Raw genomic sequence first — 11437 nt, 5'->3', positions numbered from 1 at the left:
GGTTTCCATATGGAAATATATGTGCTGAATTCCGAATATTGATTGAAATTGTTCCGATTTTTGTGTGAAAATGCTTTCGTAGAGAAAGTGGTGCAGAAGCACTGTTTTTTGCCACTATTTCACGCCATTAAAATTGAAACGAGGAGTCCATCATGTTGTCTTCCCTTCGCACGCGGCTGGTGCTCATTTGCGTGGCCATCGTCGTGCTGTCCATGCTGGCCTTGTCGGTCGCCAATTACATCACCACGCGCAGCAGCATGCTGGCGTCGGCCGATCAGCAGATGCAGCAACTGCTGCACAGCCAGTCGGCCGTGCTGGCGCAATGGGTCGATGGCAAGAAAAAGGTCATGGCATCCGTCGTGATGTCAGCCGAGACGCCCGATCCGCTGCGTGCCTTCCAGATCGCGGAAAAGGCCGGTGATTTTGCGGAGGTCTTCATCGGCTACGCGGACAAGCGCTCCGTATTTACCCATCCGGGGCGCCCGGCCGATTTCGATCCCACCGCGCGCGCCTGGTACACGGACACCGTCAAGGCCGGCGTGCCGATGCTCACGCCGCCGTATGTGGATGCGGCCAGCCACAAGCTGGTGGTGTCGTTTACGGCGCCTGTCGGCCCGAAAGAGGCGCTGCTGGGCGTGGCGGGCGCGGACGTGCTGCTCGACACGGTGATCGCCAACGTGGTGGCGATCAAGCCGACGCCGCACAGCTTTGCCTTCCTGGTCGACCAGAGTGGCACCATCATCGCCCATGCCAACAAAGACCTGAGCCTGCAGCCGCTGGCCAAAATCGATGCGGCGCTGTCGGCCGCGCAGGTCAACCGGCTGGAAAGCACGCGCACGAGCGAGGCCGTGCGCCTGAATGCGCGCGACGGCATGCTGTACGTCGCGCGCGTGGCGGGCACCGACTGGCTGCTGGCCGTGGTGCTGGACCAGCAGGAAGCCATGCAAGCCTTGCAGACGATGCTGACGACGGCGACCGTCACGGCCGTGCTGTTGGCCGGCGCGGCGGCGGTGTTGTTGTCGCTGCTGGTCTTCAAAATGCTCAAGCGTTTGGAACTGGTGCGCGACGCGCTCGACGACATCGCCTCGGGCGAGGGCGATGTGACGCGCCGCCTCGACGCATCCGGCGTGGATGAACTGGCGCAGATCGCCGGCGCCTTCAACCGCTTCATCGACAAGATCGCCGCCGTTCTCGTGAAAATCCGCACGGCCAGTGTATCGGTCAAGGTAGCGTCGTCGGAAATCGCCGCCGGCAATCAGGACCTGTCGTCGCGCACGGAACAACAAGCCAGCTCGCTGGAAGAGACGGCCGCCTCGATGGAAGAGCTGACCAGTACCGTGAAACAGAATGCGGACAATGCGCGCCAGGCCAACCAGATGGCGCAATCGGCGTCCGGCGTGGCCAGCAAGGGCCGCCAAGTGGTGGCGCAAGTGGTCGATACCATGGCGTCGATCAATGACTCGTCGAAGAAAATCGTCGACATCATCAGCGTCATCGACGGCATTGCCTTCCAGACGAATATCCTGGCCTTGAATGCGGCCGTGGAAGCGGCGCGCGCGGGCGAACAGGGACGCGGCTTTGCCGTGGTGGCGACGGAAGTCCGTAATCTGGCTCAAAGATCCGCTGGCGCAGCGAAGGAAATCAAGCTGCTGATCGATGATTCGGTGGGCAAGGTCGATTCCGGCGCGCGCCTGGTCGACGAGGCCGGCGCGACGATGCAGGAAATCGTCGACAGCGTGCGCCGCGTCACCGACATCATGGGCGAGATCACGGCCGCCAGCGTCGAACAAAGCGCGGGCATCGAGCAGGTGAACCAGGCCATCGCGCAGATGGACCAGGTGACGCAGCAGAATGCGGCCCTGGTGGAAGAGGCGGCGGCGGCCGCCGAAAGCCTGCAAGACCAGGCCAGCACCCTGTCGCAGGTGGTGGGCGTGTTCAAGCTAGATGAAGGGCGGGTCGCCGTGCAGCAGCCGGCCAGGCCCGCGGTGCACGCATCCATCGCGCCGCGCATCGCCAGCCGTCCCGCGACAACGCCCGCCGCCAAGCAGGAGCGCAGCGAGGAGTGGGAGACGTTTTAAACTTTCATGCGCGGCGGGGTGCCAGGGTCGGCGCCATCTGTCTGGCCACCTCAAAAAAAGCGTTGGTGGCCGGTGTGTTCTGGCGCCGGTCGCGCACGGCCAGGCCCACCTTGCGGCTGACGGGCGGATTCAAGGGCAGGGCCAGCAAGTCCGGGTATTGCTCGCGCAGGCGCTGCGGCAGGGCCAGTTCGGCCACGATGGACAGGCCGTCGCCACGGCTGACCATGTCGAGGATGGTGATCACCTGGCTGATGCGGTAGGGCACGTGCGGTTGCAGCCCTGCGTTGGCGAACAGCGGCTCGATCAGGCAGGCGCAGCCCGCCTCGGACATGATGAACGGCCCTTCGCACAGCTGCGCCAGGGTGATGGCCGTTTCGCTGGATAGCGCATGGCTGCGCGGCACCAGCGCCATCATCTGGTCTTCCACCAGCGGCGCCGTGTCGAAGCGCTCGTCGGGCAGCACGACAAAGCCCACGTCGACCCTGCGCTCGCGTATCCATTGCACCACTTCGTGGTCGGCGCCTTCGTCGATGCGCAGAGCTATGCCCGGATAGCGCAGGCGGAACTGCGCCGTGATGGCCGGCAGCAGATTCAACGACGAGGTGGGACCGAACGAGCCTATGCGCAAGCTGCCCTGGCGCTGGCCCAGCACGTCGGCCGCTTCCTGGCGCATGGCTTCCGACAGACCGAGGATTTCGCGCGCACGCACGAGCAACTGGCGGCCCACGTCCGTCAGCTCGGCCGACGCTTGGTGGCGCACGATGAGGTCCACGCCCATTTCCTTTTCCAGCGCTTTTAACGCATGCGAGACGGCCGACTGGCTGATGCCCAGCTGCGCGGCGGCGGCGGAAAAGCCGTGCAGTTCGGCCACCAGGGTAAAGATTTCCAGTTGCGTGAAGGTCATGGTGTGGTTTCTTTGAGTTATGAGTATTTGCTCATTATTTCATGAGTTGATATTAGTATTAATATATAAGTATACCGCACGTGCAGCGTCCGCTGCACGTGCGACATCATAGGACTTTCCATGCACACTTCCGCCCTACCTTCAGCCGCCTTGCCTTCCGTGCAATCGCCGCTCGTCTACCTCAAACTGATTTTCGTCGCCCTGTTCTGGGGCGGCACCTTTATCGCAGGGCGCGTGCTGGCGCAGCAGATGCCGCCCATGACGGCTGCCAGCGGACGCTTTGGCGTGGCCGTGCTGCTGCTGGTCGTGCTGGCCTGGAAACTGGAAGGAGGCTTGCCGCGCCTGGACCGCAAGCAATTGATGACGACGGCGGCGCTGGGCTTGACGGGCATCTTTTTGTATAACCTGTGCTTCCTGGCAGCCCTGTCGCGCATGCCGGCGGGGCGTACGGCCCTGTTCGTGGCCTTGAACCCCATCGTCACGGCGCTCGCCTCGGCCATGCTGTTCCGCGAACGCCTCGGTTCCTTCAAGTGGCTGGGCATCATGCTGGCGTTTTGCGGCACGGCCATCGTCATCACGCGCGGCGATCTCGCTGGCGTGCTGCACGGCACGGGTGGCGGCATTGGCATGGGCGAAGTGTTCATGTTTTGCGGCATTTCCAGCTGGGCTGCCTACACCCTGATCGGCCGGGTCGCGCTAAAGGGCTTGAGCCCGATTGCCGCCACCACGTATGCGGCTATGTGGGGCCTGGCTTTCCTGCTGGTGGGGGCGGTGGTGGAATTTCCCACCGTGCCGTGGCACAGTTTCGGCTGGCAAGTGTGGGCCGCCATCGGCTACCTGGGCGTGTTCGGCACGGTGATCGGCTTTGTCTGGTATTACGAAGGCGTGAAAGCACTGGGCCCGTCGCGCACGGCCGTGTTCAACAACCTCGTACCCGTGTTCGGCATCATGCTGGCGGCGGCGCTGCTGGGCGAGCCGGTGCTTGCCTCGATGCTGGTGGGCGGCGCGGTGACGATAGCCGGCGTGGTGATGACCAACCGGCAAGCGAAATAATTATTGTGCGCGGCGGCGCTTGCTCGGCTTGGCCGGCGCTTTTTTATGCCGGCTGACGGAAGCGCGCATCACTTTCGGCTCTTCGATGCCGTTCTCGGCCGCCAGCATGCGGCGGATGTTGACGGCGTCCATGGCGCGCACTGAATTGGCGCGCGCATTGAGCAAGATCATGGTGGCGAACTTGCCGGCCGACTTGATGCGCATGATCAGGCAGCGGCCCGCTTCATTTGTGTAGCCCGTTTTCGACAGGCCGATGTCCCAGCCCTTGGCGCCCACCAGGCGGTTTGTGTTGTGGTATTCCACGTCACGGCCCTTGATCTGGATCACGTCCTTCGAATCGGTGGTGATGCGGCTGATTTCCGGGTAGCGCGAGGCGGCCACGGCCATCTTGACGAGATCCGCTGCCGTCGACTGGTTATTCGGTGACAAGCCCGTCGGCTCTTCGATCATGGTCTGGCGCATGCCCAGGGCCTTGATCTTGGCATTGACGGCCACGGCAAACGCGGTGGGGCCGCCGGGGAAGGTGCGCGCCAGCGAGGCGGCGGCGCGGTTGTCGGACGACATCAGCGCCAGTTGCAGCACGTCGTGGCGGCTCAGGGTGGCGCCCACGGGCACGCGCGAGGTGCTGTGTTTCAATGTGTCGACATCCTCGCGGTCGATGCTGATCTCTTCCTGCATGTTGGCCTTGGAGTCGAGCACGACCATGGCGGTCATGAGTTTGGTCAGCGAGGCGATGGGCACCACCACGTTGGAATTTTTTTCAAGCAAGACTTTGCCTGTGCCATCTTCGACCACCAGGATAGACTGGGAACCGAAAGGCACGGCGATGGCCGCTGTCGAAAGCGTCATCAGCACCGCGGCGAACATTTTTTTGAGCATGGGATCGTAGATGGGAAAGCAGTTTTGGGGCGCCATCATGGGCGCTGCGCGCAAATCCGGAAGCCGGTCGCGTGGGGACGCGGCGTGTATCCCGGAGGCAATATTTGCCAAGCTTAAACAATACCATTAAAGATCAAGCGATGTCTACGGTACAGGCCCGTGACAGGCGGTGTTGCGGCCGATTTGGCAAATAAAAGCCGCTAATCTTGCCGTAGTGAAAATTGTTACGCGATTATTGATTTCGTCTTGGAAACTTCGTATTATTTCAGCAAGATTGGTAGCCTTGGTCGGGCAGGCGCCGCGCGCTTCGTCGTTGGGGCCTGCCGCTTCGTGCTTCGTCGCCCCGCGCTATGCCCTGCAACGGGGGCACCGTAGACTGCGTTCATGCCTGAATTACAGACCACGGAGAACGCATCGTGTTAAAAAAATATACGGACTGGTACCGCAGCATCGACGAAGAATCGCTGTTGGTGCTGAAACACCCCGAGATGGCGGCGCAGGTCCGGGGACGGGCGCGCCGCTACATCGCCATCAAGCTGGCCAAGCTGACGCCGATCGAGCGCCAGCAATTGCACGATTTCCTGCTCAAGTACCGTGGCGCCGGGTTTTACATCGCCGCGTTCAAGCTGACGCTGCTGTTCAGCGCCATCGGCGTTGCCCTGCACCTGCTGCTGCCGGCCAAGTTCGAGTTGCTCAAGGCCCTCGTCTTCAGCAACGGCCTGGGTTTTGCGCTGGCGTGGGGCCTGGTGGGTGTCTGGTTCAATTACCGCAGTTCCGTGCGCTACAAATTCAGGAAACTCTTGCTGATCGTGTCGACCTGCGCCGCAGGGGTTGCGGCCGGCGTGCTGCTGGCCGGCTTGAGCGATACGGGCTCCATGGACATGGCTTTCGAGCGATTGCTGCGCGTGGGCGGAATCGCCTTGCTCGTGGCCGGTTTGTTTTACATGGTGCCGCTGGCGATCGTGACCACCTGGCGCAACCGGCAATACGAAGCGCTGACTTTGCAACTGCAGCGGGATGCCGAGCGCGACCGCCTTGCGCGCGAATTGAGCGAATCGCAGCTGCGCCTGCTGCGCGCGCAAATCGAGCCGCATTTCCTGTTCAATACCCTGGGTGCGGTGCAGCAGCTGGCCGAGCAGGAAGCGCCCAGGGCAGCGGCGCTGACTGCCGACCTAATCGCTTTCCTGCGCGCCAGCCTGGCGGAGATGCGTTGCGAGCAAGTGCCCTTGCAAAGCGAGTTCGACATGGTGGCAGCGTATTTGCGCGTGATGCAGGCGCGCATGGGCTCCCGCCTGCGCTATGCGCTGGATTTGCCGGCCGAGTTTGCGCACGCGACGATTCCCAGCATGATTTTGCTGACTTTGGCGGAAAATGCCATCAAGCACGGTATTGAACCGTCCTTGCGCGGCGGGGAGATCAGCCTGTCGGCGTTGCGGGTGGACGGCATGCTGCGCCTGCGCCTCCAGGACACGGGCATGGGGTTGCCGGAAAGCGGCACGGGCAGCGTGCAGGGCGGCGGCCTGGGCCTGGAAAACGTGCGCAGCCGGCTGCTGTTGTCCGATCCGTCCGCCAGCCTGACCGTGTGCGATGGAGAGGAGGGCGGCGTGATCGCTGACATATTGCTGCCCATCAGAATTGAAACCAGTGTGAAAGAAGCCGCCGCATGAACGCCACCATCCTGATCGCCGAAGACGAGCCGCTGATGCGCGAACGCCTGCAGACAATGCTGGCGCTGGCCTGGCCCGAGGCGCGCATCGTGCTGGTGGCGGAAAACGGCAACGATGCCTGGGACGGTTTCCTCGAGTACGAGCCGGACGTGGTGTTTCTCGACATCCGTATGCCTGGCCTGTCGGGCCTGGAAGTGGCCGAGCGCATCGGCAAGCGCGCCCACGTGGTGTTCGTCACGGCCTATGACCAGTACGCCGTCGATGCCTTCGACGCGGGTGCCGTCGATTATCTGTTGAAGCCCGTGCAGGCCGAGCGCTTGCAGCGGGCGCTGGCCCGGCTGCGCGACAAGCTGGGCGCGCAGCCGGCGGACATGGCCCACTTGCTGCAATCGCTGCGCGCGGCGCTGCCGGCACCGCCGCGCGAAAAACTGAAATGGATCAGGGCCAGCGTGGGCAAGCAGATCCGTCTGATCGACATCGACGACGTGCTGTTCTTCCAGGCCGACACCAAGTACACGCGCGTGGTGCTGGCAGGCTCGGAAGCGCTGGTGCGCACGCCGCTGAAGGATTTGCTGGGCGGCCTGGATCCCGACCAGTTCTGGCAAATCCATCGCGGCACCATGGTCAACGTGAAAGCCATCGAGGCGGCCGAACGCATCGACGCCGAGCGCATGCAGGTGCTGCTGCGCGGCAGCACGGAAAAGCTGCCCGTCAGCCGCACGTTTACGCATCTGTTTCGTGATTAAGCTGTCATGCAAACGCCCCGCACTTGGCGGGGCTGCGCTGCGCTTACTGTATCTTGGCGATCGACACTTCCGTCGATTTCACCAGCGCGATGACTTCGCTGCCCACTTTCAGGTCCAGGTCCTTGATCGAGCGCGAGGTGATCACCGAGGTGACGATGCCGTGCGGCGTTTCCACATCCACTTCCGAGACCACGGGGCCGAATATGATTTCCTTGATCTTGCCGCGGAACTGGTTGCGTACATTCACTTCCGAGATAGCCATGATGTTTCCTTTACAGCGGTGATGCGCCATACGGCACGACATGGCCAGAGTACGGCGCGCGCGCGGTTTTGACCACGAATCGATGCGCATATCGTTATGCGAAAAAGTTCATGTGGAAAAGTACGTCAGAGCGTCGCAGCAACGTGCGTAATCGCGTTCTGAAGGACGAGGTCACATCGCGCCATCATGTCTAACTATTTTTCAGGCAGTTGTTTGTTGCGACTGAAGCGGTTGAACATATTGATGCACATGTCAGTCAGATGATTTTTCTGCAAAATCTGCTCAACGATATGCTGCGTGGCCTTAGCGATATGCTCGGCTGCCGTTGGAGAAAGCTGATGCCGCTCTCATCGGGCAAAGTCACAAACCCGGCCTGTACCTTGCTTGTTTCGACTTGTTGTTGCAGTAACGATACCTTGTCCTGGCCAGATGCCACCGCCAGTCGCGCGGCTGCTACCTCAGTCGGCGCGGAACTGTTCTTGCCGTCTTTTGTCTGATCTTCAAGGAGCGCTGCTCTGTCGGGGTGATCGCCGCTACGCGCGTTTTGCGTGCCTGCCGCGTCGTTCAATTGTGTCAGAGCTGTTTTCTTGTCGTTAAGATCAAGTTTTGCCTGTTCGAGTTTGTTTTGCAATTGCTTGGTGGCCTCCGTGTCTGAAAGCGGCAATTTGGCTGTCGTGCGCGGAGTCATCACGCCCGTTAATTGCTCGATGGCCAATACTCTTAATGTGAGATCCTGCGAGCGCGCCATGAGCATCATGACATCGCCGTCGGAAAGCCAATTATTTTGTGCGAAGGTGCAAATACGGAATAGATGCTCGCGCATCAAGGTGATCGATTGCGAATGCAGACCGATACTTTGCGAATTGGCCTGCAACGCATTCGATACCGAAGCTGCGTTGTCCGCGGCACTGACAGATGCGCCTAGCGATGAAATGTAGGTTTGCAAGGCGTCGGGGGTAGGTTCGGCACAAATCACGCCTTCGGCATCGGCATATGCCAGGCGTTGCGGCGCATCTAGATGTATCGCAGTGCCATGCTTGGGCAGTGCCGTAGTGCGATCGATGGTGTTGAAATTGGCGCAGGCCGAGAGCGACAGCAGTACGGCGCTGCCCACGGCCAGACGCTGCGATGCATGAATGAGGCGAGCCGATACAGTCTTGTCGAAAACGGTGGTATGGGTGGCGGGCATGATATGGCTCCTTGAACGTTGATGGTTGTATTGATTGGCAGGCGGCAGCGCCGGATGCTGCCGCCATTGCCATCATGGTGCTTGCCTTGGCGCGCGTGCGCATCCTTCATCTGAAGAGGTAGTGTCGTTAGGAGAGGGAATGAATAAAGAAGGTGCCGATCCGGTCATCGCCGCCTTTTACCGGGCGGCACTGGAGCCGGCGCAGTGGGGCGCGGCCCTGCGCGCGTTCGCGCGGCTGGCCGGCGGCGACGTTGCCTGCTGCTTCCTGAAATCGGCAGCGGGGATGGCGCCGTCGCGTGCCTGCGTCACAGGACTGGACGAGCAAGCGTGGGAGCACGGTTACCGCCGCTACTATCACGCGCTCGATCCCGGCTATGCGGTCCTGACCCAGGGGCCGCCGGGGCGCGTACATCTGATGCAGGACTATTTCAGCGACCAGGCCGTGGCGCACAGCGAGTATTTCCAGGACTTTTACTTGCGCACCGGATTGCGCTATTCCTGCAGCGGTGTCGTCCCCGACAATGGCGCGCTCACCATCCTGTCGGCCCACCGTGCTGCCGGCCAGGGGCGCTTCGACAGGAGCACGCGCAGCCAACTGCAACGCGTGCTCGACCATTTGCCGCAGGTGCTGAGCCTGCGCGATACGGCGCAGCAGGCCCAGGCCCATGGCGCACTGGCCTGGGAGGCACTCGATACCTTGCCCCGCGCCATCTTGCTGGTCGACGCCTGCCTGCGACTGGCTTTCATGAACCTGGCGGCGCAGCGCCTGCTAGCCGCCATGCCCCCGACGCGCCCGCTGCTTGCCTTGCGCGGCGGCAGCGTGGACGTGCGCGCAAGCCAGCTGCAGCAGCAACTGGCGCAACGCGTGCGGCAAGCGTGCGCAGGGCTGGCCTGCCACCGTCCCGCTCCCTTGTATGCCTGCGATGAGGATGGACGGCCGGCGCTGGAAATTGGCATTCTGCCGTTGCCCGTGCGCATAGAACAGGATGGTGCCGGCGATGGGGCGGCGTTGGCCATGCTGTCCCTGCGGCCGCTGTTCCGCGCAGGGCGGCGGCACTGGCCGGGCACGGCCGAGCGTCCATGCGGTTTGACGGGCGCCGAGTGGACGCTGGCGCTGGCGCTGGCGGACGGCGTGGGGCCTGCCGAGTACGCGCAGCGCAAGGGCGTGTGCATCAGTACCGTTCGCAGCCAGATCCAGGCGATCCTGGCCAAGACGGGCACGCGCCGCAGCAGCGAGATCGCCAGCCTGTTTAGCGCACTGGAGTGGGGCGCTGGCGCGCCGCCATAAAAAAACCGGGACATTGTCCCGGTTTTTTGCTGATACGCGAAGATTACTTCTGATAAATCTTGTCGAATTCACCACCATCGTCAAAGTGTTTCTTTTGCGCCTGTTTCCAGCCGCCAAACACGTCATCGACGGTGAACAGGGTGATCGGCTTGAAGCTGGCCGCGTATTTCTTCGCTACCGTGGCCGAGCGGGGGCGCAGATAGTGCTTGGCGACCAGTTCCTGGCCCGGTTCCGAGTACAGGTATTGCAGGTAGGCCGTGGCTTCCTTGCGGACGCCGCGGCGGTCGACGACTTTGTCGACCACGGCCACCGGCGACTCGGCCAGGATGGAGATGCTTGGATACACCACTTCGAAGTTGTCGCCGAATTCGGCGCGCACCAGTTGCACTTCATTTTCAAACGTCACCAGCACGTCGCCGATTTCACGCTGAGTAAACGTGGTGGTGGCGCCGCGGCCGCCGCCGTCGAGCACAGGCACGTTCTTGAACAACTTGGTCACCAGCTCGCGCGCCTGCGCTTCGCTGCTGCCTTTTTTCACCGCATAGCCCCAGGCTGCCAGATACGTGTAACGGCCATTGCCCGAGGTTTTCGGGTTCGGCACGATGACCTTGATGCCGGGCTTGGCCAAGTCGTCCCAATCCTTGATATGTTTCGGGTTGCCTTTGCGCACCAGATACACCATGGTGGAATAGAACGGCGCCGCATTGTTCGGGAATTTCTTGGCCCAGTCGGCCACCACCAGGCCGCGGTCGACGAGGATATCGATGTCATTTGCCTGGTTCATTGTCACGACGGACGCTTCCAGGCCATCGGCAACGGAGCGCGCCTGCTTGCTGGAACCGCCGTGCGACTGCTTGATGGTGATGGTTTCGCCCGTTTTGGCTTTCCAATCAGCAATAAAAGCGGGATTCACGTCCTTGAACAGTTCGCGCATCACGTCGTACGAGGCATTCAGCAAGACCACGGGTTCGGCGGCGCTGGCGGCCATCGGCAGGCTCATGGCGGCAGCCGACGCGGCCAGGGCGCTGGCCAGGAACCAGCGGCGCGAGCGTTGGGTGAGCGTCGCTGCGCTAGTCGATACGGCGTTGGAATGGGTCATGTTGAACTCTTGTTGTGAGAATAGATAGACATAGTCTAAAATTCCGGCCGGAAAAGAAACGAATTTTTCGTAATATGCTTAGACTTGATTCCCGTTTGCGCTAAAAAACAGATATCGATTTTTGGAAACATTCGTGGGCAAGGTGCGCATCCGCACTTAGTCTGCAAGCATTGCGCCATAGGCAAAACCAGCTTGTGGCGTGCGGCAAAAAACCTGATTGCGCCGCTTGGTGTATAGTCGAATCGCACGATACAGGGGTAAAACCGTCTGCA

10 protein-coding genes are annotated in these 11437 nt (G+C 61.7%); 5 read left to right on the top strand and 5 right to left on the bottom strand.

Annotated features, from left to right (window positions below; all coding sequences use genetic code 11):
- Positions 1 to 152 precede the first annotated feature (152 nt).
- The gene (locus ACP7DE_RS15810; RefSeq protein ID WP_426072981.1) at positions 153 to 2078 is read left to right on the top strand and encodes a methyl-accepting chemotaxis protein; all 1926 of its coding nucleotides are present in this window, start codon (positions 153 to 155) and stop codon (positions 2076 to 2078) included.
- Between the two features lie 4 nt (positions 2079 to 2082).
- On the opposite strand, the gene ACP7DE_RS15805 is transcribed toward ACP7DE_RS15810, so the two are convergent.
- Complete coding sequence (locus ACP7DE_RS15805) at positions 2083 to 2982, bottom strand: LysR family transcriptional regulator (RefSeq protein ID WP_426072980.1); 900 nt, start codon at positions 2980 to 2982, stop codon at positions 2083 to 2085.
- Between the two features lie 120 nt (positions 2983 to 3102).
- Here ACP7DE_RS15805 and ACP7DE_RS15800 point away from each other — a divergent pair, with 120 nt between their 5' ends.
- Entirely contained in the window at positions 3103 to 4035 is a 933-nt protein-coding gene (locus ACP7DE_RS15800; protein WP_426072979.1) for a DMT family transporter, read from the top strand.
- Here the strand turns inward: ACP7DE_RS15800 and ACP7DE_RS15795 are convergent, their stop codons facing one another.
- A complete protein-coding gene (locus ACP7DE_RS15795; RefSeq protein WP_426073144.1) occupies positions 4036 to 4914 on the bottom strand; it encodes a serine hydrolase in 879 nt (292 codons plus the stop codon).
- Positions 4915 to 5330: 416 nt separating this feature from the next.
- On the opposite strand from ACP7DE_RS15795, the gene ACP7DE_RS15790 reads away from it, so the two are divergent.
- Both ACP7DE_RS15790 and ACP7DE_RS15785 read left to right on the top strand, forming a co-directional pair.
- The gene (locus tag ACP7DE_RS15790; protein WP_426072978.1) at positions 5331 to 6581 is read left to right on the top strand and encodes a sensor histidine kinase; all 1251 of its coding nucleotides are present in this window, start codon (positions 5331 to 5333) and stop codon (positions 6579 to 6581) included.
- Positions 6578 to 7327: a LytR/AlgR family response regulator transcription factor gene (locus tag ACP7DE_RS15785; RefSeq protein WP_426072977.1), complete on the top strand. Its 750-nt coding sequence runs from the start codon at positions 6578 to 6580 to the stop codon at positions 7325 to 7327. Before ACP7DE_RS15790 ends, ACP7DE_RS15785 begins: the two co-directional genes overlap by 4 nt.
- Positions 7328 to 7370: 43 nt before the next feature.
- On the opposite strand, the gene ACP7DE_RS15780 is transcribed toward ACP7DE_RS15785, so the two are convergent.
- Positions 7371 to 7589, bottom strand: a complete 219-nt coding sequence (locus ACP7DE_RS15780; protein WP_034757699.1) for a TOBE domain-containing protein — start codon at positions 7587 to 7589, stop codon at positions 7371 to 7373.
- A gap of 256 nt (positions 7590 to 7845) precedes the next feature.
- Positions 7846 to 8778 carry a hypothetical protein gene (locus ACP7DE_RS15775; protein ID WP_426072976.1) on the bottom strand — a complete coding sequence of 311 codons (933 nt, stop codon included), beginning with the start codon at positions 8776 to 8778 and terminating at the stop codon, positions 7846 to 7848.
- A 139-nt stretch (positions 8779 to 8917) separates the two neighbouring features.
- Between ACP7DE_RS15775 and ACP7DE_RS15770 the strand changes: the two genes are divergently transcribed.
- The gene (locus tag ACP7DE_RS15770) at positions 8918 to 10066 is read left to right on the top strand and encodes a helix-turn-helix transcriptional regulator (protein ID WP_426072975.1); all 1149 of its coding nucleotides are present in this window, start codon (positions 8918 to 8920) and stop codon (positions 10064 to 10066) included.
- A gap of 43 nt (positions 10067 to 10109) precedes the next feature.
- Here ACP7DE_RS15770 and ACP7DE_RS15765 read toward each other — a convergent pair whose 3' ends face one another.
- Positions 10110 to 11165 (bottom strand): sulfate ABC transporter substrate-binding protein, encoded by a 1056-nt coding sequence (locus ACP7DE_RS15765; protein ID WP_426072974.1) that lies wholly within the window; start codon positions 11163 to 11165, stop codon positions 10110 to 10112.
- Positions 11166 to 11437 lie beyond the last annotated feature (272 nt).

Source organism: Janthinobacterium sp. DSP2-3-3 (genome assembly GCF_049897325.1).
Lineage (GTDB): Bacteria > Pseudomonadota > Gammaproteobacteria > Burkholderiales > Burkholderiaceae_D > Janthinobacterium.
The sequence above is the reverse complement of the archived record's forward strand: the minus strand, read 5'-3'. Positions and strand labels throughout refer to the sequence as shown.

Excerpts from the sequence above, each read along its gene's own strand:
- ACP7DE_RS15805 (WP_426072980.1), bottom strand. The coding sequence starts at position 2,982 with ATGACCTTCACGCAACTGGAAATCTTTACCCTGGTGGCCGAACTGCAC.
- ACP7DE_RS15800 (WP_426072979.1), top strand. The coding sequence starts at position 3,103 with ATGCACACTTCCGCCCTACCTTCAGCCGCCTTGCCTTCCGTGCAATCG.
- ACP7DE_RS15785 (WP_426072977.1), top strand. The coding sequence starts at position 6,578 with ATGAACGCCACCATCCTGATCGCCGAAGACGAGCCGCTGATGCGCGAA.
- ACP7DE_RS15765 (WP_426072974.1), bottom strand. The coding sequence starts at position 11,165 with ATGACCCATTCCAACGCCGTATCGACTAGCGCAGCGACGCTCACCCAA.
- ACP7DE_RS15810 (WP_426072981.1), top strand. The coding sequence starts at position 153 with ATGTTGTCTTCCCTTCGCACGCGGCTGGTGCTCATTTGCGTGGCCATC.
- ACP7DE_RS15770 (WP_426072975.1), top strand. The coding sequence starts at position 8,918 with ATGAATAAAGAAGGTGCCGATCCGGTCATCGCCGCCTTTTACCGGGCG.
- ACP7DE_RS15780 (WP_034757699.1), bottom strand. The coding sequence starts at position 7,589 with ATGGCTATCTCGGAAGTGAATGTACGCAACCAGTTCCGCGGCAAGATC.
- ACP7DE_RS15795 (WP_426073144.1), bottom strand. The coding sequence starts at position 4,914 with ATGCTCAAAAAAATGTTCGCCGCGGTGCTGATGACGCTTTCGACAGCG.
- ACP7DE_RS15775 (WP_426072976.1), bottom strand. The coding sequence starts at position 8,778 with ATGCCCGCCACCCATACCACCGTTTTCGACAAGACTGTATCGGCTCGC.